The following is a 24,603-nucleotide window of genomic DNA, read 5'->3' on the forward strand; positions in this document are numbered from 1 at the left end:
TAATGATTAAGATAACATTCGAAAGTCAAGGAACTGTTCACACCACTTCTTTGCGAAGCTGACGCGTTTCGTTATTTTCTCAAAAGTTTCCTGAACGAGGTCTTTGAATTCCGCTTCGCTCTCAACGACAATTGGTGCCATCGTCCATTTGAGATACTTCCAGACTTGCTCGATTGGATTCAGGTGCGGTGAGCCTGATGGAATAAAAATCAGGTCAATTCCGAGCTGATGCGCGCGTCTACGCGTGTATTCACATCTATGCGAACCGTGCTTGTCCAAGACGAGCAGAATCCGCTTGCCGGGATTCTGCTCGCGGATCTTCTCTAATACCCCGCAAATCTGCTCTTTCTCTTCGTTTTCGGTGAACGTTACCAGACTCTCACCGTTGAGCGCGTAGAATCCGACCGCAGAATCGTGTGTCTTGACTAACTCCCGTTCGATGTGAGGGTCGTCAACGTACCAAACACGCCGCGAATTATCGTACGGCTGTGGCTTCGATGCATCAAAAACCCGAGGACGGTACCTCCATCAGTACAAATATCATCCTCAACAATCCACCCTTCTTCGTCTTCTCCCTCACGTTTGTTGTGTGGCTGGTCGTCCTCGTCGAGCGCGTCATCGACGCGCTCTTCGAGGATTTCATCAGGATTCTCTGGCCGATGTGGACGCTTTGGTCGTGGTTTCGCGTACGAGAGACCGAGTTTCCGAAGGAAAGTACCGAGGTAATTTGGGCTGTAGGAAACGCCAAATTCCTCCTGAAGAAGATGCTGAATCTCCTGTGATTTCCACGGTTGGCCGTCACGAAGCATCTCCACCAGCTCGTCTTGCTCATCCTCGTCGAGTTTCGGGGGCCGGCCGCCCCCGAAACTCGGCATCAGTCCTTCTAGGCCATCCTCGTTCCAAGCATCCGCCCAGCGACCACCGGTGGCGGCCGACCGACCTTCGCGGTCGGCGGCCTCCGGAATTGAGTCACCCCGGTAGAGATTCTTCAAAAATCCAAGACGGCGGAGGTGGTGATCGTCTTCGGCCTCACGTAGCAGTTCATCGATTTCTTCCTCAGTCAAGTGATGCTCAATCTCTTTTCGACGTGAGCGCTCCATTACTCTTCTATCAAGCTTAACTAACAAAAGTTTTCATACTCATTACAGGCGGGTGATGAAGCCGACATAGTGGGAAGCAATCCACTAGCCGAACGTCTGTACCGAGTTTCACAGACAGAGATTTAACTGACAGGCCGCTATATACAAAGGTAGGAATCGGTCGGAACGGAGCGGATTCCGAACCGTCCTTCGGAGGCGGCCCGTCCGCCCGCGTAACGAGGCAGTATCTGAAAGGTCAGTCGGTGAACGCCATATCCTCGAAGGGTGTGTCTGTGCCGACTGCTCAAAGCAAACCAGACGATACCCCCAAGTCCGTTGACGCTTGCCGGCGTCCCCGTGGCAAAAACAACACTGGGACGCCGTACACGGTTGAGGATAGGGGTAACGGCCAGTTGGCATGGCCAGCAGTCCACCAGTCCGACACTGTGGGGCTACCCGTGCCCGAAAGGGCTGGTAGTCCACTGACTGGACTGTAAACCTGAAACTCCCACCGCTCGGGATTCCTCCGCGTTTACGCGGAGGAGGATGTCAATTCCGTCTCGACTCCATCGGGCTGGCTGTTACATACGCAAGCGCGTTCTATCGGCTGACTCGTGATTTAGATCGTCTGTATCTCGCACGTAGCTTCTATCAGCTCTGAAGTATTTCAACAGAGCCAGTTTATACCAATCGAGGGTGGAAATGGAAAATATGTCGGTGGCCTCGATCCCGTTGCCGCCGAGGGGCGGAGGCCGCATTCGTTCCGCGGCTCGTGCTGGCGTCCGTCGGCTCCTCCGTCAGCCGAGGAAGTCGATCCCGGTGATCTCGAACCGCGCGCCGCCGCTCTCTGCCTCAGTCGCGACGACGTCCCAACCGTGCGCGTTGACGATGGTCCGGACGACCGAGAGGCCGTAGCCGTGCCCGCCGTCGCGCGTGGTGAAACCGTGGTCGAAGACCTCCTCCTCGCAGCCGTCAGCGATCCCGGGGCCGTCGTCCTCGACGAAGAGGCCCGTGTCGAGGGGCCCGACCCGGACCGCTGCGTCGTCGCCGCCGTGGTCCGTCGCGTTTTGGAAGAGGTTCTCGAACAGCTCGCGGAGCCGGTCGGGGTCGCTGCTCACCGACGGGACGGGCTCGTAGGTGAGCGCCGCTCCCGACTTCCCACCGAGGCTCCGCCAGGCGGCCTCGACGACCTCGCCGACGTCAGTCGGCTCCGGGTCGCTGACGACGTTTCCCTGTCGCGCGACGCGGAGCAGGTCGTCGACGAGCCGTGCCATCCGGTCGGTCGTCTCGCCGATCCGTTCGAGGTGTTCCTCGTCACCGGCCTCCTCGTACAGCGTCAGGCTCCCCTCGATGACGTTCAGCGGGTTCCGAAGGTCGTGCGCGAGAATATCGGTGAACTCCTTGAGGCGGTCGTTCTGCCGCTCTAACATCCGCTCGTACTCCTTCGCAGTCGTCGTGTCCCGGCTGATCGCCGCGTACCCGCGGAACTCGCCGTTCCGCAGCGGCGACAGCGTCAGGGTGCCCCAGAAGACGGAGCCGTCCGCGCGCCGGTGCCAGTGTTCGAACTCTACCGATTCCTCTCTCGGCTCCGCGAAGAAGTCCCCGGGAAGTGAGTCGGAGTCCGCCTCGCCCTCGTCGTCGGCGAACAGCATCCGGACGTGTCGGTCAAGGACCGCCGTCGCGTCGTGTCCGTAGAGCGCCGTCGCCGGCGCCGGCCACGCGACGATGTTCCCGTCGGCGTTCAACATGAAGATTGCGTGCGTGGAGACGCCTTCGAGGAGGCGACGGGCCACGGGGTCTCCCGACTCAGAGGCGTTCGTCGGAGGATCAAGGGCGTTCGTCGCGGGGTCGGGATCGTCTGTCACACGAGGGGATTACGCTCCGGTTACCAGTCTCTTCGGACTGGCTTACCAAGGTATTTATACCAGAACCAATCGGCGAGGCCGCGGGCGTCAGTCTGCCAGTTCGACCACCAGGACTTCCATGTCGGAACCCGTGCCCTCGGTCCGATACTCCCACGTTCCGCGGGGATCGACGCCGTTCTCGAGGGCGTCGCAGAGCACCCGACCGAGGGCGACCTCGAACTCCTCTGTACTCGATATGTCGTCTTCGGATGAGTCGCCAGTTGTCATGATGAAACGTACACTCGACTGCGATACGATGCTGTCGCGAAACTCACCGCCGCGCAAACAGAGACCGCAGTCGTCTGTTTCTACGATTATCGATAGGTCTCCTAAACGGATAATACTACCGAAACACATGGTACACCAAGGTGAATCGCGCTCCAGTAGAAGGTTTCTACCGAGTTTTTAACGCGTTTGCGACAGAACAGTGCTGTATCTGATGAGCGTTATCGTTGAGTTGACTATTCCATCTGTCGAATTCGAATTGGGACGGATCCTCCGGATCGAAGAGCCGACGCAGCTCACGCTGGAAACGATGGTGCCGCTGGGCGGGAAACCCACGCCGTTCGTTCGGATCCAGAACGAAGTCCGCGAGACGTTCGAGCGCTCCGTCCGTGAACACCCCTCGGTCAACGACATCCAGCTCGTCGACACCCACGAGGACGAGACGCTGTACGCGCTGAACTGGGACCCCTCGGAAGCCTCGCTGCTCCGCCGGATCCTCGACTTGGACGCGGTCCTGCTGGGTGCGACCGGAACCGCCGACACGTGGGGGCTCGAACTCAGGTTCCCGAGCCACGAGGCGCTCTCGTCGTTTCAAGAGTTCTACCTCGACGAGGACATCGACGTCTCGATCGAGCGCATCTACAACCCCACGAAGCCGGACGCCGGTCCGTGGTACGGGATGACGCCTCCGCAGCGCGAGACCCTCGCGGCCGCCGTCGAGGCCGGCTACTACTCGCTCCCGCGGCAGATCTCCACCCAGGAGCTCGCGGACTCGTTCGGCATCTCCGATCAGGCCGTCACCGAACGCCTCCGGCGCGGTATCTCCACGCTGGTACTGAACACGCTGCTGGTCGACGAACCGGACGAGTAGCCGCGGTTCTGGCGGTGAAGCTCTGTTGAAGTTCTATTCTTCAGATACGTTTTGTCCGAAACAGCCGGTCACTGAAAACTGCGAATTAGACGGGTCTCTGACACGTGAGAGACAAGTGACGGTACGGACAAGACGGTAGTTGAGAAAATCATCGAAGGAATCGCCGATGCGAAAGATGTGAAGCCGGAGAACCCTCACATTATGCTCGAAAATCACTATCGGTTTCCGTCGGGAGAAGAACAGTACGGAGCGGAACACCGCCGAGGACGGGACGGTCCTCGGGGTTGACCTCGGTATCCAAAACCTCGCTGTCACCAGCACCGCCTTCTTTTTCACCGGGCGGGAGTTGACTCACGACTTCCGCGAGTTCGAGAAAGTACGCGCCGGACTCCAACAGACCTGGACGCGAAGCGCCCATCGGGCGCTCGAACAGTCGAGTGGCCGGGAATTTCGCTACGTGCGTGACGTACTTCACCGAGCGTCGAACGCTATCGTGGACGAAGCCCTCCGATATGAGTCCGACGTGATAGCCTTCGAGAACCTAACCCACATCCGCGATCGCACAGGTGCGTTGTGGGGTCACAAGCGGGCGTTCCGAGCGCTGTACGAGAAAGTGGCGTATAAATCCGAAGCGAAAGGTATCTCAGTGAAGCAAGTCGGGTCACCGTACACGTCACAGCGGTGCGCCGAGTGTGGCTTCACAGCTGAGGAGAATCGCGCGACCCGCACCGATTTCCGGTGCGTGAAGTGCGAGTCGGAAGCGAACGCGGACTACAACGCGGCGAAGAACACCTGGATGCGGTATGTCCGTCGGGGCCAACAGTCGTCTCGCTGGACGGGCAATAGTCAGCATGCCCTAAAGTCTGGAACAGTGACGCCGAGTGGCGGATTCACCGCCTACCTGGATGGGTTCGAGGCCGAGTTCATGGACAAGCCCCACTCTCCACGAGCGAACCCCTCAGAGTGAGCGAAGTAGGGTGGGGTAGTTGACACACCTTATCGGCAAAGGCGAGACCCTCGACGGGTCGATGCTGTTCTCCGACGCCCTCGACATGGAGTTCGACAAGGTCGAGATCCCCAAGCAGGACGACTGCCCGGTCTGTGGCGATGACTCGGCCATCGAGTCCGTCCACGACGTGGGGTACAGGCATCCTGCGCGATTGACGCTGGTGGCGACGCCGAACCGGAGATCGAAGCGATCGAGTAAGAGGCTTCCCTCCGACCCGGTTTGGGGCGACGCGAACCGGGGAGTTTCCGAGACGCGGATGGTTCGTAGCGCCGGTCTCGCCGTTTCCCGTTGAGAGACCGCGTGCCGAGTGCTGTGAGAATACTCGCCGTCTGCGGGGTTCGTTCAGCGCTCGCTTCGGATCGAGACGGTCTCCTGTTCGAACGCCTCTTCGTTGTCGCGCCACCGCCACGAGCCGACGAAGGGGTAGCCGTCAAGTGCGCAAATGACATACGAGTGGTCCGGCCACGTGGCCTGTGCGGCGTCCGTCTCGCTCGGGTGCGCCGGTCCGGTCGGGTGCGAGTGGTAGAACCCGACCACGTCAAGACCCGCCTCCTCAACGGTCTCAATCAGCTCAAGCTGCTCTTCGGGGTCGATCAGGTAGCGGATCTCTGGTGTTTCCGCGACGTTCTCAGCAGCGTACGTCCCTGTGACGACGCTCTTGTCACCGTCAGTGCCGTGTTCGCCAGCGAGCACGCCACAGATCTCTGCCTCGCCGCCTTTGTACGCCCGATACATGATGTCATCGTACGCTGCCCGCGTGAGTTTGATCATACCCTGAGATAGCCTGATGTCCGGATAAGTCCGTTCCGACCGGCAAGAGGGGAGGCGAGTCAGGAGAACCGGCGGTCATTGAGGACATGACGTACGCAAAAATAGGGGTGCTGTTCGCGGAGTTGACGCCGTCTCCGAGTCAGCGTTGTGTCGGGTGAGCGCGCCGAACCGTTTAGAACGTGATAATCTCGTAGTCGTCGCCGACGAGCGATTCGGGTTCGAGCCAGCAGTCACGAATACACTGAAGCGCCGGGAGACAGATCGGATCGAACTCGCCGGCACCGTCGTCCCTGTTCATACCGCGAGCTGGTGGCTGGCCTCGTCGTAGGCGAGTGCGGCTTGGATCACGGTGAGATTCTGCTGACTGTGCGCGTACAGAGGCGTTATAACAAGATACTGTCTAATCACAGTCGGATGGCTATACTGGACGACCTCTCGGGGTTCGAGTTCGAGGACCTGATAGAAGATGTCTTCCGCAACCTCGGCTACGAGAACGTCCGCCAAGCTGAGAAGACAGCTGACGAGGGCCGAGATGTCCTGATGGAGGAAGTCATCGACGGAACACGGAGAGCAATCGTCGTCGAGTGTAAGCACACGGGGACGGTCGGGCGGCCAGTCGTCCAGAAGCTCCACTCGGCGATCGCGACGTTCGACTTTGACGGCCCCAAACGCGGAATGGTCGTCACGACTGGCCGGTTCACGGACCCTGCTCAGGAGTACACAAACCGACTCCAACAGAACGACGACCCCCACCCAATCGAGTTGCTCGACGGCGAGGCTCTCCGGGAGATCGCCGACGAGATCGGGCTTGATCTCTATAACGGTCGCATTGAGATTCTCTGTGACGAGACGCTACGTCCCCACGATCCGGCAACAGATGTCGACACCCCCGTCAAGGAGAGGTTCCGTGACATCGAGAACATCGAGGCCGCCGACCTTCCGGAGCCACATTCGACGGTGACGTTCCGCCCGGTGGTTGCGGTCACCGCGGACACGAACGCTGTCTTCGAGACATCGGTAGGCGTCATCCACCGGATCAACGATCGCACACAGCTCGTCGTCCACGCTGACCGTGGACATCCGAAGGTGGCCGACGACGACGTCGCGACGCTAGTCATCGAGAACTTCCACGCGGCGGTCCCCCTCGATATTGGACAGTTAACCGAGGTATTCGACGACGTCGAGGAGCGCCGATTTGGGCAGACCCAAACAGAGTACAAGGAGTGGGCTGTTGACCGGCTTCAGGACTATCACACGACGACGGTGACCTATACCGGCGACAACAACGTCACCTACAACAAGACGTGTAAGCCGAATCTCTCGGATATCTCTGTGCAATCGATCGAGCCGGTGTATCTCCCTGAGGTTCGGCAGACGACCGAGCTACAAGAGTATTCGTATCCGTACGAATACTATGCTGCTGGCCCTTCACGGGTCACCTTGGAGGACGGGATTCATCGGTGCGTCCACTGCGAGACGAGCGGTATCGACGAGACCTACACCTACTGTCCGAACTGCGGGGCGATCGCCTGCCGCAGCCACATCAAGACCGAACGGGTGGAAGGTGAGCCGGTCTGTACGGGCTGTGCGGTGACCGAACGGTTCGCGTTGAAGCCGAAGTACTTCTACGGCGAACAGAATCTCGAGACGTTCCGCGAGGAATACGCCGAGATGCCACTTCACGAGAAGGCGATGGAGAACCCGTTACTGGCGGGCGGCAGCGTGGTCGCGGCGCTGCTGCTCATCATTGGACTGCTCGTTATATAGATCAAGGAGAATACCTGCGGCTTCAGCCGCAGGATGAATCCGACAACTCGGAGTCAATCTACACTACAATAGCCACACTGAGATTTGGCAATCCGCATCTTAAAGCGACAGGCAATCCCACGTATAGATAGGAATCAGACTGGGAACAGAGCGACTCCCGTTAGTCCTACGATGGCGGCCTGTCCGCCCCAAGCAATGAGACAGTAATCGGAACCAGTTGGGTGAACGGTCGGTTCTTATAATGAACCGACGCAGTGCCCGACTGCTGTACGCACCACAGAAAGTAACTCCAAGTCCAGCGAAGTCTGCCGGACTCCCCGAGGCAAAAACAACTCCGGGAGTCCGAACACGATAGAGGATAGGAGTACCGGGGGCTTGGCACTCCCAGCAGTCCCACCCGTCACAGTCCGTGAACCCCACACGGATTCTCACCGTGTCGGAGTTCGGTGGAACTGTAAACCTGAAATCTCCAACGCTCAGGATTCCTCCGCGTTTACGCGGAGGAGGATGTCAACGGCGGGGTCATCTGAACGGGCTTGCTGATCACCTAGACTGGTGGTATTTATATCACCCTAGAAGCCCTGATGGGCGCTAACCCAGCGTTGAGGTCTGTTTGTCTACATCTACTTCGCAGTCGACGCCGTCGCTAGGCGCATCGGGTCACTCGAGAGTTGGCGCGGTCCGACGGATATTTCGCTGTTGGCGGCGACCTCCTCGTGAATGAGTCGCTACGGGACGGCCGGCCGATTCTTGCTTCTGTGTGCCGTCTGGGGCACCGCGTTCATGGCGACGGACGTCGGCCTGGCTGATCTCCCTGCGGTGCCGTTTGCGGCCGTGCGTTTCGACATCGCTGCCGCACTGTTGTTCGTCGCTGTGGTTGCCTCCGATGCGGATATCCGTCCCCATACTCGGGACGACTACGTCTACGTGTTCGTCGGTGGCGCGCTCACAATCGGTGCGCACCACGCATTCCTCTTCGCGGGCCAGCGGTACGTCACGGGCGGTGTCGCGGCCGTTCTGTTGGGTCTCGTCCCCGTGGTGACACCTGCGCTCACGCGGCTCGTCTCTACTGAGGAAGAGTTTACCGCTGCCACCGGACTCGGCGTCGTGCTTGGATTCGTTGGCGTCGTCGTCATCGCTGATCCCGACCCCGCGAATCTCGCGGACAGCGTCTTCGGAGTGTCGCTCGTGCTTGCGTCCGCACTTGCGTTCGCCGTCGCCGCGGTCGTCACGCACAGCAGGTCGCCGTCGATGCCGTTCCTCTCGACGCAGGCGTGGATGATGGCTATTGGCGCCGTCGTGCTCCACGCCGCTGTGATCGCAGTCCCCGGTCAATCGTTCGCGGCCGCCACGTGGACCCCGTCCGCACTCGCCGCACTTGCGTACCTTTCTGCCGTTGCTGGCGTCGGCGGCTTCTTGCTTTATTTCACGTTACTCGACGACCTCGGACCCATCGAGATGAGCTTCATTGAGTACGTCATCCCCGTGTTCGCAGCGCTGGCCGGCTGGCTCGTGCTTGGGCAGGAAGTGACGCCGGCGACCGTCGCCGGGTTCGGGTTCATCGTGGCAGGGTTCGTCGCCGCGAAGTGGCGGACATTGCGTGGAACATAGTGGTGCGTGATTGGTGACTTCGGGAGACCTTCCGAACACTTCGCTGGGGTCCCAGTGGTTGGCAAGTGCGGTACACGATCAAAGGATCATCTCACGAGCCGATTTTGAGTGGATCGCCTCCCTCCCAAGCGAGGATAAGATCTTACTTATTGGTAGAATTTGTGTCAATTCGTAATTCGGCGAAGTTACTACCTAATTTGCGGGTTGGTTCGCAACTCATACATACAAGGTTCAAGATCATAATTTCACGCCCCATACGAATGTCAGAACGCCCTCCATCCGATGATTCAGACGAACAACCCTTCGATACCGATCTGGCCGACTGGCCATCAGATGACTCGGATCAAGACCAGTCGGCGCCACCGTGGATTCCGCTTGGCATTGTTGGGATTCTTGCTGTTGCCGTCGGCTGGTTCTTCCGGCCGTGGCTCCATGGCCTCATCTACACGGTGTATACGACGCCGCTACTGCTGCTTGGCATCATTGCTGGTAGTATCGCGGCGTGGGTTACCGTACGTGCGGGCGACCGCGTTGAGACCGTCATCAACACGCTCTCCAGCAGCGACCACACGATTACCCCACTTCGTGTCGGTGTAGTCGTCGTCGTGATCGCTGCGTTCGCGCTGATGCCCGTCGCTAACGCAGTCGCTGGCGTCACATTAAGCGACCAAACAATGAGCCAGACGGCTACTGTTGAGCAACTCGACGATGTTGACGCCGACAATCCCCGAATTGTCACGCGAGCGGTCGCCGAACGGTACGCATCGAACACACTCAACCGGCCGCAGTACCGCGTCGGGGAGACCGATATCAGCGTGGTGAATGGGACTCCCTACTGGGCTGCTCCGCTCGCTCCGGATGGCCTATTTAACACGATCACAAAGCGTCAAGCCGGAACTGTCCTTGTCGATATGACAACTCAGCAGGCGAATGTACGGTCCGTAGACGGCGAGCTCGAAACTGGCGTCGGAACGATCTTTTATCGGAACTACCGCTGGAAGCTCCTCAAATCGCAGGCGTATCTCGTGGACTACGGTGATCCGAAGATGGTCATCCACAATGAGACTCAATACATCACCGTCCCATACACTGAGCCCACATTCCACTTGACGCCGTTACCACACTCGACACCACATTGGGGAGGCGTCGCCGTCATTGATCCAAGCGGTTCGATCGACATGCTCTCTCCCTCTGAGGCTGCGGCTAGCCCAATCCTTGACACTCAGCAACTGTATCCAGAGAAACTGGCGCTTCAATCGGTCGCGGCAACGAAGTACCGAAATGGAATCCTCAACACCTATACGAGCCACGAAGATGAAATCGAGATCGCGCCGCTTCCCGGAGACGGAAACGACCAGCCGTTCTTCATTCTCTCTGAGTCGGGGCCGCAGTACGTTGTTGCTGTCGAACCGTACGGCGACGCACAGGGTCTCCAAGAGTTGTGGACAATCGACGGCCAAACCGGAACCTTCGAACGCTACATCCCAACTGACTCGCTGTTCGGCCCACAGCGAGCAGCAGATCTCGTGCGGCAATCAGCGCCACAGACAGACTGGGACCGCTTTTCGCCAGCCGAACCCATTCTCACAGTCATCGACGATCGAGAGTATTGGCAAGTGCGCGTCGTCCCCGAAGATAACAGCGGGATCGCGTACGTCGCGTTTGTAGACGCACGGTCCGGGAACGTCGATTCGTTCGAAGAGACTGACGCGATCTCGCAGTTCCTCGCTGGCGAGACACCGGTCGAGAATCCTACCGAAACAGACCCAGTGACGCCTACGGAGACGCCGACGGTTATCGTCCAACGAGTTGCCGAGAACGGTACTGTAATTGAGACCATGAGAGTGTACGACGACGAATCGCTCGAAATACGGACACCCACGAACACCTCCGTTGGTACAGAGAACGCGACCGCTCAAGCCCTCGGCAGTTAGGGAAATGGCTCGGTAATGTGGGCGCTATTGACTTCGGCATGCTGTCCACCTGACGAAGGCACCCCTAAAAGCCGCTACCCAACTTGTCCGATGTTATTCGATCCAAACGGTTTTGCGATTGACAAACTCCTTGATCCCAGCCTCGGAGAGTTCCCGGCCATAGCCTGAGTCCTTGACACCGCCAAACGGAACCCGTGGGTCGGACTTCACCAACTGATTCACGTACACGCAGCCCGCGTCGATACGGCTTGCCACACGTTCACCGCGGTCGCGGTCCTGCGTCCAAACGCTGGCTCCGAGTCCAAACGGTGTGTCATTAGCCTTGGTGATCGCCGACTCCTCGTCGTCAACCTCGTAAACCGTAGCTACTGGGCCGAATGTCTCCTCCGTGTCGACGGGACACCCTTCCGGGGGATCAGTCAAGATGGTCGGCGGGTAGAAGGCTCCTTCTCTGTCGAGAGGCTCACCGCCAGTCACGAGCGTCGCTCCAGCCTCGACGCTTGCGGTGACCTGTTCATGAAGAGTTTCCATAAGATCTTCTCGGGCCTGTGGCCCGATATCGGTCTCCTCGTTTGCGGGATCTCCCACAACGAGCGAATCCATTTCGTCGGTCAGTGAGCCAAGGAATTCATCGTATACGTCCGTGTGGACGATGAACCGTTTCGCGGCAATACACGATTGACCACCGTTTAGATTCCGCGCCCAAGCGCCTGTCTCAGCCGCAGCCGATAGGTCCGCATCGTCGAGGACAACGAATGGGTCGCTCCCTCCAAGTTCGAGGACGGTCTTTTTGAGTTGGTCACCGGCGTTCGCGGCTACCGCACGTCCAGCTGGACCACTTCCTGTCAGCGTTGCGGCCCGAACCCGACTGTCCGTCAGGAGATTATCTACGAGATCCGATGGAATCAGCAGCGACTGGAAGACGTCATCAGGATACCCGGCCTTCTGGAACACTTCCTCGATTGCGAGCGCGCACCCAGGTACATTCGACGCGTGCTTGAGAATCCCCACGTTTCCAGCGGTGAGGTACGGTGCGGCAAAGCGGAACACCTGCCAGAGTGGGAAATTCCACGGCATCACCGCTAAGACAGTTCCGAGCGGTTCGTGTTCGGTTTTCACTTCCGACCCCGGAGGACTCGGATGGTGGTCGGCTTCGAGATACGCACTTGCGTGTTCCGCGTAATGCTCACAGACCCACGCGCACTTTTCAACCTCGCCAACCGCCTGTGAGATCGGCTTACCCATCTCCCGCGTCATCGTCTCGGCGTACTCCTGTTTGTTCTCTCTGAGCACCTCTGCCGCGTTCGCCAGAAGTTGCTCTCGCTCCCGAAGCGGGCGGGTCTGCCAGTCTTTGAATGCTTGTTCTGACCGGTCTAAGGCCGCTTCAACGTCGTCTTCATCGTGATCGTCGTATGTCTCAACACGAGCCCCCGTTGCTGGATTCACTACATCCATGCGATCTGGGAACGCAACACAGGTACATTAACATTGGTCACGTTTGATAGCTGCTCAGGTAACCGGCCCGGCACTCAGAACTGACGATCTAATTCTGTACTGGGGTGTTTAGCGGAACACAGAACCGAGATAAAGGGATGGTGTGTCATGGACCTACACATTTATGTAGTGAGCGACACTCACGGACGATTGTTAACAATGGAAACCGAAATTGGGGATGACGAAAACAAGGAAAAGCAGACTGGGGAGACACCGACGAGTTCAGCAAGTCAATCGCCGATTGGGCGGCGACGGTTCCTACAGGCGACCGGTGCGGGGACGGCGGTCGCACTCGCCGGCTGTTCAGGCGGTGGTGGCGACAGTGGGCCCGTAACGCTCGGTGCCGCATACATCCTCTCAGGGTTCGCCTCGTTGTACGGCGAAGAGGCAGAACGGGGAATTGAGTTTGCGCAGTCGCGGATCAATGACAACGGCGGTATCGACGGGCGGGAGGTCGATGTGATTGTCCGTGACACCGAAGCAAGCGGAGACACGGCAATCCAGCAGATCCGTAGTCTTGTCCAAGAGGACAACGTCGACGGACTGTTTGGGCTCGACTCGAGTGGCGTTGCGCAGGCAGTTGCGCCACAAATCTCCCAACTTCAGGTCCCGTTCATGATCACGCACGCGGCAACCCCGTTCGTCACCTCGCCGCAGGGTGAACATGAAGACTCCGTTGGGAACGAGTACGTGTTCCGCGATTCCAACAGTCTCGCACAAGACGTGTACGGCGCAGCGCGTGTTGCCGAGGAACTCGATGCCACCGAATGGGCCACTATTGGGCCAGACTACGCCTTCGGGTACGAGACGTGGGATTACTTCCAGGCCTATTGTGACGGACTCGGTGTCGAGGCTGAGTTCACGGCCGAGCAGTTCCCGGCGCTGGCGACGAGTGACTACACGCCATTTATTAGCTCCATCCTCGACGCCGACCCTGACGCGGTACTCACCCCACTGTGGGGGGCTGACCTCACAACGTTCATCGGGCAGGCTGAGGACGCCGGCTGGTTCGACCAGATCGACCACACGCTGTTCAGTGTCGGGATGGGGACGGACTACCCCAGCGACGGCAGCCCCCTCCCGGAGGGAGAGTACGCATCCACCCGGTATGATCCGTTCGTCCCTGACTCAGAGACGAACAACTCGTTCCGTGAGGCGTACTACGAGGAGTACGGCACGCTCCCAACGTACAATGCCGAGGGAGCATACCGCGCGCTCTATCTGTACAAAGACGCGATCGAATCAGCCGGTAGCACAGAGGCCAGCGCGCTCGTCGACGAATTCACCGGCATGGAGCACTCGGGCCCAGTCGGTGAGTACCAGTTCAGCGAGACAAACCAAGCGACGGTCGCGTCAGTCTGGGGCACCGTCACATATGACGATGAGTGGGAAAGTAACGTCCTCGACCCGGTGAACCGATACGAGGCGGGTCCCGACGTGCTGTCGGAAGCACTCGGCGACTCTGACCTGCCGACGGGTATCTAACCCTCTTGCCGTTTTTATGAGTCTCACATCACTCGTTCCACTGATCGGTATCTCTGACGTTGTCATCGGGCTCAGCCTCGGGAGTCGCCTCTTTTTAATTGCGGTTGGGCTGAGTCTCATCTTCGGCGTACTCGGTGTGCTCAACTTCGCACACGGCGGGTTCTACATGCTCGGTGCGTACGTCACCCTAGCGGTGGTCTCGAACGTCATTGACAACTTCTGGATCGCCGCTGTGGTGGGCGCTTTAGCCGTTGGTATCGTTGGTGCCGTGATCGAATTCTCTGCGATCCGGCGGCTGTATGACCGTGTCGACTCTGACCTTGACCAGCTGATAGTCACGTTTGGTTTCGTACTCGTCATTCACGAGACAGTCCGGTTCATCTGGGGGTCGGGATCGTACTCGATCGATCCGCCAGACGTGTTCAACTTCTCTGTGACGTTCGGCGGGAGTACGTTCAACGCGTACCGGCTGGTCGTCATTGGCTTGGCTGTCGCGGTGCTCATCGGACTGTGGCTGTTCATCACGCGGACGTACTTTGGATCGCTGGTCCGAGGGACCTCCTCAGATCGTGAGATGGCAGCCATGCTCGGTGTCGACGTGCCGCGGCTCTACACTGGGGTCTTCTTCCTCGGTAGCGTGCTGGCTGGCCTTGGTGGAGCGCTCTCCGCACCGCTCCAGTCGACCAGCCCAGCCCTCGGTGATCAGGTGATCATTGACGCGTTTATCGTCGTGGTCATCGGCGGCCTCGGCTCAATGAGCGGCGCGTTCGTCGGTGCGATGCTCATCGGCATGATGCAGAGTCTCGGCCCGCAGTTTATCAGTGCCGGCAGCATCGCGATTCCATTCCTTGCGATGGTGATCGTGTTGCTGATCCGTCCTGAGGGACTCTTCGGGGGGATCGGCGAATGAGCGCGACCGACACCAGCAGTCGGGTTAGCCGGTTTAGATCCGCTGTCGCCGAGGGCTGGACCCGTGAGCGGTTTGGCGTCCTTGGAGCCCTCGCATTAATCTTGATCACCTTTGCGCCGCCGTTCCAAGTCTACCTGTTCACCGACTTCCTCGTAGTTTCGCTGTTCGCGCTCGGGTTCAACCTGTTGTACGGGTACACCGGTCTGCTGTCGTTTGGCCACGGCCTGTTCTACGCGGGTGGCGCGTACGGGATCGCAATTGTATTGCGAGACCTAGGACCGATGATCGCTGATATTGTCGGTACCGGAATTTCGCCGCTCGTCACGTTCATGATTGGTGGCGTTGTCGGCCTCGTACTCGTTATCATCGTCGCTGTGCCTGTCGGATGGCTCAGTGTCAGGTTACAGGAGATCTACTTTGCTCTGATCACCCTTGCGTTTGGGATGTTGGGCTACTCGCTCATCATCCAAGATCCGGCGGGACTGACAAACGGTACTGACGGGGTCATTGTTCTCCTCGGGACTGTAGACCTCGGCGGTACAAGCCTTCGGATTGGTGGCAGGCGGATCTACTACGTAATCTCGACCATTACCGTGGTCGCGGCAACGTACGGAGTATGGCGCATCGTCAACTCACCGTTTGGGACCATCTGTAAGGCGATCCGAGAGAGTCCTGACCGGGCGGCCGCGCTCGGGATCGATGCGAGCCACCACCGCTGGATGACGTTCATAATTTCGGCAGCAGTCGTCGGAATTGCAGGTGTCCTTCGCGCGGGGCTCGCCAGCGTTGCCTCTCCAGGACTGACCCACTGGTCGACGAGCGCAATCGCCGTTATCGCTACCGTCATCGGCGGTGCGACCTACTTTTACGGCCCGTTCGTGGGCGCATTTATCTTCCTGTACATCCGGTGGGCGATTAGTCGCTTCCCGGCTCTGGAGGCCTACTGGGAGCTGTTCTTCGGCGCGTTGCTCATCGCAGTTGTGCTGTTCTCCAAGCAGGGTGCTGTTGGTGGCCTCTTGCTGCTCCGCGATCGAGTGCTCGGCAATAACGACGACAGTGACCCTGGTGGACGAGAGAATACCGTTGACCCCGGTGAACAGGCCTCGGCTGCGTCAGATCACGAGGACGAACCGGGCAACGATAACATGGCGACTGACAGAGGTGATGACACGTGACAACCGTCCTCAAGACAGACGATCTCCGCAAACAGTTCGGAGAACTGACCGCCGTCGATAACGTCTCTATCGAGATCGACGACGACAAAATTACCAGTATCATCGGACCAAATGGAGCTGGAAAGACGACATTCTATAATCTCCTTACTGGTGTGCTCCAGCCAACGGGCGGATCTATCTGGCTTCGAAGCGGCGATCAAAACGAACTTACTGACGTTACCGATGCGGAGCCGCACGAAGTTGCGCAGGCAGGACTCTCGCGGTCGTACCAGATAACGAATATTTTTGAAGGGCTCACTGTCCGCGAAAATGTCCGTGTGGCTCGGATCAGCCACGAAGGGACCCGACTTGACTTCCGCTCGCGGGCAACTGGTGATGAGTCCGTTGAGGCCGACATCGAGGAGATACTGGAGCTCACTGGGCTCACAGACATCGCAGATACACCCTGCGACACGTTGAGTCACGGCGAAAAACGGACCGTCGAGATCGCCTTGGCGCTCGCTATCGAGCCGAACGTCTTCCTGATGGACGAGCCCACCGCAGGCATGAATCCGACTGAAGTCACGGAGATTGTCTCGTTGATCCGGGAACTCGATGCGGACCTCGACGCAACATTCGTGGTAACTGAACATAACATGGATGTCGTCACTGACATCTCTGATCGAATTGTCGTGCTTGCCGAGGGAGCGATCCTCGCAGACGGGACACCACAAGATGTGCTGGCGGATGAACGGGTAACCGAAGCATACCTCGGAAGTGATAGCGTATGACGATACTCACAGTCGACAAAATCGACACGTACTACGGGAACAGCCACGTCCTTCACGGGGTTTCGCTAGAGATCGACGAAGGCGAGGTAGTGACACTACTCGGACGCAACGGCGCAGGGAAAACGACCACCATGCGCTCGATCATTGGTGCGTCTCCCCCACGGTCCGGCTCTGTTACGTATCGTGGCGAGGAGATTACGGGACTCTCATCTGATGCGATTAATGGACTGGGAATCTCGCTCGTGCCGGAAGATCGCCGGGTGTTCCCCACTTTGACCGTCCAAGAGAACCTTCGCTTGGCACATAACCTAGCAAGCGATCCGCGGCCGGTTGAAGAGATGTATGAGTTGTTCCCTGCGCTTGACAATCTCCGTGATAGCAACGGACGGAACCTCAGTGGCGGCGAACAGCAGATGGTCTCGGTCGCTCGCGCGCTTGTCCAGTCACCAGATGTATTGCTGCTTGATGAACCGACGGAGGGGCTCGCGCCGGTGATCGTTGACGATCTTAAAGAAATCGTCCAGACTGTTGTTGAACAGAACGTGACCGTCCTATTGACTGAGCAGAACGTCGACTTCGCGTTCGAACTTGCCGAACGGGGATATATCATGGATACTGGAGAGATTGTTTTCGATGGGACGGTCGATGAGATTCGGGACCGAGAGGACCTGCTTGAGACGTACCTCTCTGTGGGGACTGCCGATGCCTGAGGAGCTTACACTCCGTCCGTTCTTCTGGCGGGCCACTCGGCTCTTCCCCGAGACTGAGGTCGTCTCACGCACCCACGATGGGATCGATCGCTACACCTACGCCGACTTTGGCGATCGTGTCCGGCGGCTTGCGGCCGCGCTGGCCGATCTCGGTGTCACGTCCGGCGATCGAGTCGGGACGCTTGGATGGAATACCCACCGACATCTCGAGGCGTATTATGCGGTTCCGCTCTCTGGCGCGCAGCTCCATACGGTAAATCTCCTGTTACAGGACGACAACGTCGAGTACATCGTCAACGATGCCGCCGACGACGTACTGATTGTTGACCGTGATGCCGTGGCGATCCTCGATCGCCTGTGGGACCGTATCGAGGGGGTACGCGAGGTCGTCGTCATGGATGACACGGTGCCGAAGACCGAGGCAGACTTGCCGCTGTCGGCCTTCGAAGACTTGATCGCGGACACAGATCCCATAGCGTCGTGGCCACCGCTCTCGGAAGACGATCCAGCCGGGATGTGTTACACCTCTGGGACGACAGGGAAGCCGAAGGGTGTTGAGTACACCCACAAGATGCTCTACGCCCATGCTATGATGGTGATGACGCCCGCTGCGCTCAACGTCGCTGAGGACGACGTTGTGATGCCGGTCGTCCCCATGTTCCACGTGAACTCTTGGGAGTTCCCATATGCTGTGACGATGGCCGGCGCAAAGCAGGTCTACCCAGGGCCGTCTCCAGATCCCGCTGACCTCGTCAATCTGATTGAGTCTGAGGAGGTGACGCTCACTGCGGGGGTCCCGACAGTCTGGATCGATGTCCTTGATCACCTAGATGAGCACGGCGGTGACCTATCCTCGCTTGAGCGTATCATCGTTGGCGGCAGTGCTGCCCCACGGGAGGTGATGCGACGCTACGAAGACGAATATGAGGTGACGATCGAACACGCGTGGGGGATGACCGAAACGATGAGTATCGGCTCAGTTTCCCGGCCGACATCCGGGACTGCCACCGACGGCCGCGAAGCGGCTCTCGACAAACGAGCGAAGCAGGGGTTACTCTCACCCGGCCTCAAGATGCAAGTTGTCGGGGATGACGGCGAGTCAGTCGCATGGGACGGCGAGGCGTTCGGTGAGCTGCTTGTTCGCGGTCCAACTGTTGTTGGGGAGTACTACAACCGACCGGAGGCCAACGAGACGGACTTCGTCGAAGCAGATGACGGCGGGAGCCGATGGCTCCGCACTGGGGACATCGCCACCGTCGACGAAGACGGCTACATCGAAGTTGTTGACCGGGCAAAGGATGTCATCAAGTCCGGCGGTGAATGGATCTCCAGCATCGAACTGGAGAACGCCTTGATGGCACACAGTGACATTGCCGAGGCGGTCGTCATTGCGGCGCCACATGAACGCTGGCAGGAGCGGCCGTTGGCGTTTGTCGTTCCGAAAGCGGGCTGTGAGATTGACGTAGAGTCTGTCCGGACGTTCCTCCAAGAGGAGTTCCCACGCTGGTGGCTTCCAGACGACGTCCAGATCCGTGAGGAGATTCCGAAAACTGCGACCGGGAAATTCGATAAGAAGACGCTTCGAGAAACCATCGAGGAGCCGGAACTCCCGTATGCGCCTGGCGATGGGGGTGGCCAATGACCACTGATGATACGACCGCGGCCGGAGCTGACATGGCACCAGTGGATGTCCTTCCAGACCTTTCGGACCAGGTTGCTGTTGTCACTGGTGGCGGGCGCGGCATCGGACGCAGCATAACTCTCGGGATGGCTGCTGCGGGAGCCACGGTCGTCCCCTCGGCGCGGACAGCTACTGAGGTTGAGGCTGTTGCCGACCAAGCCCGCGATCTAGGTGTCGAAGCCCGCGGCATCACCGCCGATGTGACCGATGGTGATGACGTCGAAACGCTGTTTGAAGAGACGGTGGAAGCGTTTGATTCGCTCGATATCCTCGTCAACAACGCCGGGTTCAACCCTGGAGACGCGCTTGGTGACCCGACTGAAATTGAGTCCGCTGCGGTCGATAGTGTTCTCGACGTGAACCTGCGAGGATCGTTTCGAACGCTCCGAGCTGCCGGCCCCCATCTCCGGGAAGCAGGTGGCAGTGTCGTCAATGTCGCGAGCGTTGCGGGAGAGGTTGGCCTGCCGAAACAGCATCCATATGTCGCGTCGAAACACGGCCTCGTAGGATTGACAAAGAGCGTAGCGATGGACTGGGCACCAGATGTGCGGGTCAACGCGGTTGCCCCCGGCTACGTCGCAACCGACCTCACTGAAACGCTACAGGAGAACGAACGGCTTCGAAAGTCGATCCTCAACCGGACACCGCTTGACCGGTTTGCCGACCCCATGGAGATTGCCGGCCCCGTCGTCTTCCTCGCAAGCGACGCAGCGAGTTTCATTACCGGCGAAACACTCGCTGCGGACGGTGGCTGGACCGCACGGTGAGACGGCTGGGTGACAATGGTCAATGGGGACTACAGCCGCTCCGTCTCTCCGTTGATGTACGCGAGTGTCCGCGACGCGAGCTCGGGAACCTGTGTTTCCATCTTTGGATACAGTGGGTCGTCGCTATCGTCATTTAGGTGCCTCGCGAGAAACATCTCGCCGAGCCCAGCCATCTTGTACGCTGCGAGTGCGCGGTAGAACCGCTCGTGAACGAACTCACGTCCCGTTGCTGTCTCATAGTGATTGATTACCTCCGAGCGAGTCGGGTACCCTTCGCGAGCTGTGAACGTCGACATTAAATCTGGCATCGCCGGGTCTGGGTCACCCTCATCGTACCAGAACAACAGCAGCCATCCGAAATCGGCAAGTGGGTCACCGAGCGTCGACAGTTCCCAGTCGAACACAGCAACGACCTCTGGCGGTGTCCCTGGCCCATACATCACATTGTCGAGTTTGAAATCTCCGTGGACGAGCGTCTCTGGATGGTCATCTGGGACATTGTCGGCGAGCCACTCACCGACAGCCACGAGGTCAGGAACTTCTCTGACAGACTCCGTTGTCCCAAAGGCCCACTCAAGTTGCTCCGTCCACCGCTCGACTTGTCGAGTTGTGTATCCCTCTGGGCGACCGAATTCGGCAAGTCCAACTGCCTCGTAATCAACGGCGTGGATAGCCGCAAGCGTGTCGATAAGTTCGGTTCCGATCTGCTTGCGTGCGTCGGGATTGGCAAACCGACTTGCTTCGGCGTCTCGCAATACGCTGCCGTCGGCACGCTCCATGAGATAAAAGTCGCTTCCGAGCACTGAGGGGTCGTCGCAAGCGCGCAACGTCCGGGGTACCGGAACGCCGGTGCCGGAAAGTGCGTCGACGACATGGTGTTCGCGGAGTACGTCATGGGCGGTGTCAGCCGTCTTACCGGGCGGCGGTCGTCGGATCACCAGTTCGTGGTCGCCCCACGTGACGAACAGCGTTTCATTTGAGTGCCCCTCTGCGTGTCGCTCAACGTCGAACGTATCCACCTCCCCGAACTCCTCGGTAAGGTACTCACTGAGCGCGTCATCGTCAACCAGCCGGTCAAGATAGCTAGTATCAGTCACGACCGTTCTACCCCCATTCGATGCGTGGCGAGCGATGACTGCGTTGGCCTGTTCTCCAAGCGAACGGATTTATTGGTAACGGGATATTCGACTAACATTGTAAATTAATTTCTCGCTGACTTGGAGATCAGCTTCGATTATTATAGCTTTTTGGGGTAATAGCCGGAACCACTATTTACATTGCTAATCAATATCTGGTATGGAGTACAACGATATCGGACGTGGACCCGAGGTCGCCGACGCCGTCAGGGAATTTATTGAGGAAACGGTGCTTCCTGTCGAGCGCGAGTGGCTTGGTAGGGGACCGGTCCCACCAGCTGAAATCGAAGCGTTGCGTGACGCCGCACGCGACAGAGAGATTTACGCTCCGCAAGTCGACGAAGCGTACGGCGGACTTGGTCTCGGATTCCGTGAGATGCTCCCTGTGTTCGAGGAGGCGGGGCGAAGCCTACTCGGCCCAACCGCGCTTCGGTGTGCGGCACCGGATGAAGGGAACATGCATACCCTCGAGATCGCGGCCACTGACGACCAGAAGGAGCGCTGGCTCCGTCCGCTTGCGGCTGGCGAGATTGACTCCGGGTTCGCGATGACCGAGCCGATGCAGGGCGGGGGATCGGATCCGAAGATGCTGGGAACAACTGCGGAGAAGGACGGCGATGAGTGGGTCATCAACGGGCACAAGTGGTGGACAACTGGTGGTCTTGAGGCCAACCTGTTGTTGACCTTCGCCCGTACTGACCAGGAGGCACATCCATACGCCGGCTGTTCGGTTATCTTGGTGCCCGCTGACACTGACGGCGTTGAAATCGTTCGGAATATCCCGCACCTTGGCGAAGACTTAGTCGGAACAACACACGCCGAAATCCGGTTTGACAACGTTCGAGTGCCGGTTGAGAATACGCTCGGCGAAGAGAATGAGGGATTCAAGCTCGTACAACAGCGGCTTGGTCCGGCTCGACTTACTCACTGTATGCGATACGGCGGGATGGCCGACCGTGCGCTCGACATTGCGACCGCCTATCTCTCTGAACGGGAAGGGTTCGGTGAACCGCTCTCGGAGAAACAGGGGCCACGGTTCCGAATCGCTGATCGCCGCACCGAGCTTCACGCCGCCCGGACGATGGTGCGCCACGCCGCCAGACGGATCGCTGATGGTCACGAAGCGCGCATCGAGGTGGCGATGGCTAAGACCTTCGCAGCGAACGTGGCCCAGGAGGCGATTGACGACGCCCTCCAATTCTGTGGCGGTAACGGGATCGCCTACGACCTGCCGATTGCCCGGTTCCACGAGAACGTCCGGCAGTTCCGGATCGTTGATGGGGCCGATGAGGTCCACCGGCGGTCGATCGCGCGTGATGCCTTTGAGGATCCACCCACTGAGGAGTTAGCGCCTGTCACTCGGTTCGGTGAATTCGACTGACTTGACAACGAGCGTTGGTCGTCATTCCTCCCCGTTGTCTTCTTGGAACACCTCGAACAACTCCGGGTCGGTCCCGAACTTGAGGACGTTCGTCACGACGGAATTACGAAGATTATTTATGAGTTCTCCGTACTCCTTGTAGAAATCGTGGATCCACTTTGACTCCTGTTCGCGATCTTCGAACATCATGATCGTCTTCCACTGGTAATCGCCATCCGAGAGGAAGTACATGAAGGTATGGCGGCTTGATCGGACGTGTTCGAGTGCTTCTCGCCAATTCTCTTCGAACCCTTCTGGGTTAAATTGGAACTCGAACAACGAAAAGAAGAGATTCTCCTCGTTTGGAACAAGTGCTTCGCGGAACACGCCGTCTTTCCGCATTCGCCGGATTGACTCGCTAACGGTCACATGGGAGACGTCAATGCCGTGCTTTTCTTCGAGGAGGTCTCGGAGGCTACGGGAGGTGAGTTGTGGGTCGCGCGCAAGCTCCCGTAGAATAAGCGTGTCCCGCTCGGAGATATTCCAGTCGGGATCCGTCTGCTTCTCGGGCATTCTTCCGTATATGTGGAATCGTCATGCTAATCAGTATTTGGACTGCGCGCGGCTAGGTTCCGTCACAGGACCGGTGCGTTCTCTAGGGATTGCTCCGTGCTGACGCCCTCTAGGAGTCCTTAGGAATCGAGCTCGGCCTTTGCGCCATCAATCTCAATCGAACGCCTGTCACACACAGCCGGGGAATACGGTATCACCGTCGAGATGCGGTCAGAAGCCGATACAATCCGGACCTGCCCGGCGTATGGTGAACAGGACGACACCGACCGGGGCGGTGACGTATTCCGGTGTCCGTGTAGTCACGAAGCCCACGCAGACCTGTGCGCGTCTCGCACCTTCCTCGAACAACAGGCTGACGAAATTGAAGCTGGGTCGATAGTTCGGCCCGTGCGTCTCAGGTGGGACGACCACAACTGGTCGGGAGTATCACACTCTCCCGAGAGGGCAAGTCGCAACGAGGAGCGCACAAACCGGAGCCCAGACGACGGGAAACTTGCTTCCGTGGGTTCGGCATAGCCAACATCCCCACCGGAGGAATCCCACGGCTTCAGCCGTGGGAGGAAGTCAATCGGCAAGGAAACGGCCCAGCAGCTATAGTTTGACTGATAGATTTATATGGAATAATAATTTTTTAAATGTAGAACACAGATATCAAGGTATGTACGATCTTACGGGCTTTCAGCGTGACTTGTTGTACATAACCGCCGGGCTTGATGACCCACATGGGCTGGCAATTCAAGATGAGCTCGGGGACTACTACGAAGAAGAGATCCACCACGGCCGGCTCTACCCCAATCTTGACACCCTTGTTGAGAAAGGGCTTGTTGAGAAAAGCCAGCGGGACAAGCGCACCAATGAGTATTCACTCACCCGCCGCGGCGAAAGAGAAATCCAGGCGAGAGCCGACTGGGAGGCTGAGTACATCACTCACGACAGCTGAAACCTGCTACACTAGACTCACTTCTCTTAATCGCAGATCACAACCGGTGATTCCTGTCACACTCGTTATGAGTGTCGTTTAAGAAGAAAAATCTTGGTTTGTATAGTAATTAGGTATTCTCAAAATAGACCCCTAACAGCAAGCGACTAGTGCCGTGTTCTTAGCGGTGGTGATTACGACAAGTGCCTTTGTTCCGTTTGTTCAACCTGCTACCGCACAAAACGAGTCGCCAGCGCCAACGCTTGACGACGTTGATATTTCGCATGATGGCCGTAGACGCTCGGAAAGTCATCTTAAACCGACAGATCTTGTATGACATTTCGGGACCGTTTCAGGCCCAGAAACGGATACGATTCTATATTTGATTGTAGTGATGAATGTCGGCTATTGTATGTGGCCTTCCGACTGGTCCTCGCGTTCCCGTGCCGAAG

21 protein-coding genes and 3 pseudogenes are annotated in these 24,603 nt (G+C 58.4%); 16 read left to right on the forward strand and 8 right to left on the reverse strand.

Features of this window, described 5'->3' with window-relative positions:
• Positions 1 to 6 precede the first annotated feature (6 nt).
• The 3 genes and pseudogenes from EXE52_RS08205 to EXE52_RS08215 all read right to left on the reverse strand — a co-directional run bounded on the left by EXE52_RS08205 (position 7) and on the right by EXE52_RS08215 (position 3,211).
• Positions 7 to 1,100 (reverse strand): annotated as a pseudogene (locus tag EXE52_RS08205) (IS630 family transposase).
• A 776-nt stretch (positions 1,101 to 1,876) separates the two neighbouring features.
• Positions 1,877 to 2,944, reverse strand: a complete 1,068-nt coding sequence (locus EXE52_RS08210) for a nitrogen regulation protein NR(II) (protein WP_089309273.1) — start codon at positions 2,942 to 2,944, stop codon at positions 1,877 to 1,879.
• An 87-nt stretch (positions 2,945 to 3,031) separates the two neighbouring features.
• Positions 3,032 to 3,211: a hypothetical protein gene (locus EXE52_RS08215; protein WP_049933472.1), complete on the reverse strand. Its 180-nt coding sequence runs from the start codon at positions 3,209 to 3,211 to the stop codon at positions 3,032 to 3,034.
• Positions 3,212 to 3,422: 211 nt separating this feature from the next.
• Here EXE52_RS08215 and EXE52_RS08220 point away from each other — a divergent pair, with 211 nt between their 5' ends.
• The 3 genes and pseudogenes from EXE52_RS08220 (at position 3,423) to EXE52_RS08230 (ending at position 5,380) form a co-directional block, all read left to right on the forward strand.
• Positions 3,423 to 4,079, forward strand: a complete 657-nt coding sequence (locus tag EXE52_RS08220) for a helix-turn-helix domain-containing protein (RefSeq protein ID WP_085682788.1) — start codon at positions 3,423 to 3,425, stop codon at positions 4,077 to 4,079.
• Positions 4,080 to 4,296: 217 nt separating this feature from the next.
• Positions 4,297 to 5,046 (forward strand): annotated as a pseudogene (locus EXE52_RS08225) (RNA-guided endonuclease InsQ/TnpB family protein); the annotation flags it as partial.
• Positions 5,047 to 5,107: 61 nt separating this feature from the next.
• The gene (locus EXE52_RS08230; protein ID WP_241988221.1) at positions 5,108 to 5,380 is read left to right on the forward strand and encodes a hypothetical protein; all 273 of its coding nucleotides are present in this window, start codon (positions 5,108 to 5,110) and stop codon (positions 5,378 to 5,380) included.
• A 50-nt stretch (positions 5,381 to 5,430) separates the two neighbouring features.
• Here the strand turns inward: EXE52_RS08230 and EXE52_RS08235 are convergent, their stop codons facing one another.
• Together EXE52_RS08235 and EXE52_RS19015 are read right to left on the reverse strand one after the other, a co-directional pair.
• Positions 5,431 to 5,859, reverse strand: a complete 429-nt coding sequence (locus EXE52_RS08235) for a desampylase (RefSeq protein WP_089309271.1) — start codon at positions 5,857 to 5,859, stop codon at positions 5,431 to 5,433.
• A gap of 172 nt (positions 5,860 to 6,031) precedes the next feature.
• Positions 6,032 to 6,157, reverse strand: coding sequence for a hypothetical protein (locus tag EXE52_RS19015; RefSeq protein WP_255509803.1), 126 nt, complete (start codon positions 6,155 to 6,157; stop codon positions 6,032 to 6,034).
• A gap of 116 nt (positions 6,158 to 6,273) precedes the next feature.
• On the opposite strand from EXE52_RS19015, the gene EXE52_RS08240 reads away from it, so the two are divergent.
• The 3 genes from EXE52_RS08240 (at position 6,274) to EXE52_RS08250 (ending at position 11,171) form a co-directional block, all read left to right on the forward strand.
• Entirely contained in the window at positions 6,274 to 7,626 is a 1,353-nt protein-coding gene (locus tag EXE52_RS08240) for a restriction endonuclease (RefSeq protein WP_137703703.1), read from the forward strand.
• Between the two features lie 720 nt (positions 7,627 to 8,346).
• Positions 8,347 to 9,237 carry a DMT family transporter gene (locus tag EXE52_RS08245; RefSeq protein ID WP_089309269.1) on the forward strand — a complete coding sequence of 297 codons (891 nt, stop codon included), beginning with the start codon at positions 8,347 to 8,349 and terminating at the stop codon, positions 9,235 to 9,237.
• Between the two features lie 260 nt (positions 9,238 to 9,497).
• Complete coding sequence (locus EXE52_RS08250; protein ID WP_089309268.1) at positions 9,498 to 11,171, forward strand: hypothetical protein; 1,674 nt, start codon at positions 9,498 to 9,500, stop codon at positions 11,169 to 11,171.
• Between the two features lie 93 nt (positions 11,172 to 11,264).
• Here EXE52_RS08250 and EXE52_RS08255 read toward each other — a convergent pair whose 3' ends face one another.
• Positions 11,265 to 12,626, reverse strand: coding sequence for an NAD-dependent succinate-semialdehyde dehydrogenase (locus EXE52_RS08255; RefSeq protein WP_089309267.1), 1,362 nt, complete (start codon positions 12,624 to 12,626; stop codon positions 11,265 to 11,267).
• Positions 12,627 to 12,824: 198 nt separating this feature from the next.
• Between EXE52_RS08255 and EXE52_RS08260 the strand changes: the two genes are divergently transcribed.
• Genes EXE52_RS08260 through EXE52_RS08290 form a run of 7 tightly spaced genes read left to right on the forward strand, consistent with a single transcriptional unit; the run spans position 12,825 to position 20,163 of the window.
• A complete protein-coding gene (locus EXE52_RS08260; RefSeq protein ID WP_049933127.1) occupies positions 12,825 to 14,150 on the forward strand; it encodes an ABC transporter substrate-binding protein in 1,326 nt (441 codons plus the stop codon).
• 16 nt (positions 14,151 to 14,166) lie between these two features.
• The gene (locus EXE52_RS08265) at positions 14,167 to 15,060 is read left to right on the forward strand and encodes a branched-chain amino acid ABC transporter permease (RefSeq protein WP_049933129.1); all 894 of its coding nucleotides are present in this window, start codon (positions 14,167 to 14,169) and stop codon (positions 15,058 to 15,060) included.
• Complete coding sequence (locus EXE52_RS08270) at positions 15,057 to 16,235, forward strand: branched-chain amino acid ABC transporter permease (RefSeq protein WP_137703631.1); 1,179 nt, start codon at positions 15,057 to 15,059, stop codon at positions 16,233 to 16,235. Before EXE52_RS08265 ends, EXE52_RS08270 begins: the two co-directional genes overlap by 4 nt.
• Complete coding sequence (locus EXE52_RS08275) at positions 16,232 to 17,005, forward strand: ABC transporter ATP-binding protein (RefSeq protein ID WP_049933132.1); 774 nt, start codon at positions 16,232 to 16,234, stop codon at positions 17,003 to 17,005. Before EXE52_RS08270 ends, EXE52_RS08275 begins: the two co-directional genes overlap by 4 nt.
• Positions 17,002 to 17,715 carry an ABC transporter ATP-binding protein gene (locus tag EXE52_RS08280; RefSeq protein ID WP_049933134.1) on the forward strand — a complete coding sequence of 238 codons (714 nt, stop codon included), beginning with the start codon at positions 17,002 to 17,004 and terminating at the stop codon, positions 17,713 to 17,715. Before EXE52_RS08275 ends, EXE52_RS08280 begins: the two co-directional genes overlap by 4 nt.
• Positions 17,708 to 19,357 carry a long-chain fatty acid--CoA ligase gene (locus EXE52_RS08285; protein WP_089309266.1) on the forward strand — a complete coding sequence of 550 codons (1,650 nt, stop codon included), beginning with the start codon at positions 17,708 to 17,710 and terminating at the stop codon, positions 19,355 to 19,357. The genes EXE52_RS08280 and EXE52_RS08285 overlap by 8 nt, the downstream gene beginning before the upstream one ends.
• A complete protein-coding gene (locus EXE52_RS08290; RefSeq protein ID WP_089309265.1) occupies positions 19,354 to 20,163 on the forward strand; it encodes an SDR family NAD(P)-dependent oxidoreductase in 810 nt (269 codons plus the stop codon). The genes EXE52_RS08285 and EXE52_RS08290 overlap by 4 nt, the downstream gene beginning before the upstream one ends.
• Positions 20,164 to 20,192: 29 nt before the next feature.
• On the opposite strand, the gene EXE52_RS08295 is transcribed toward EXE52_RS08290, so the two are convergent.
• Complete coding sequence (locus EXE52_RS08295; protein ID WP_137703632.1) at positions 20,193 to 21,260, reverse strand: phosphotransferase family protein; 1,068 nt, start codon at positions 21,258 to 21,260, stop codon at positions 20,193 to 20,195.
• A gap of 199 nt (positions 21,261 to 21,459) precedes the next feature.
• On the opposite strand from EXE52_RS08295, the gene EXE52_RS08300 reads away from it, so the two are divergent.
• Positions 21,460 to 22,680: an acyl-CoA dehydrogenase family protein gene (locus EXE52_RS08300; protein WP_089309263.1), complete on the forward strand. Its 1,221-nt coding sequence runs from the start codon at positions 21,460 to 21,462 to the stop codon at positions 22,678 to 22,680.
• 21 nt (positions 22,681 to 22,701) lie between these two features.
• Here the strand turns inward: EXE52_RS08300 and EXE52_RS08305 are convergent, their stop codons facing one another.
• Positions 22,702 to 23,232 carry a winged helix-turn-helix domain-containing protein gene (locus EXE52_RS08305; RefSeq protein ID WP_049933140.1) on the reverse strand — a complete coding sequence of 177 codons (531 nt, stop codon included), beginning with the start codon at positions 23,230 to 23,232 and terminating at the stop codon, positions 22,702 to 22,704.
• A gap of 156 nt (positions 23,233 to 23,388) precedes the next feature.
• Here EXE52_RS08305 and EXE52_RS08310 point away from each other — a divergent pair.
• Both EXE52_RS08310 and EXE52_RS08315 read left to right on the forward strand, forming a co-directional pair.
• Positions 23,389 to 23,748, forward strand: a pseudogene (locus tag EXE52_RS08310) (zinc ribbon domain-containing protein); the annotation flags it as partial.
• Between the two features lie 142 nt (positions 23,749 to 23,890).
• Entirely contained in the window at positions 23,891 to 24,172 is a 282-nt protein-coding gene (locus EXE52_RS08315; RefSeq protein WP_049933141.1) for a helix-turn-helix transcriptional regulator, read from the forward strand.
• The last annotated feature ends 431 nt before the right edge of the window (positions 24,173 to 24,603 follow it).

The sequence above is a fragment of the Halorubrum sp. CGM4_25_10-8A genome (assembly GCF_005435025.1).
GTDB classification, from domain to species: domain Archaea; phylum Halobacteriota; class Halobacteria; order Halobacteriales; family Haloferacaceae; genus Halorubrum; species Halorubrum ezzemoulense.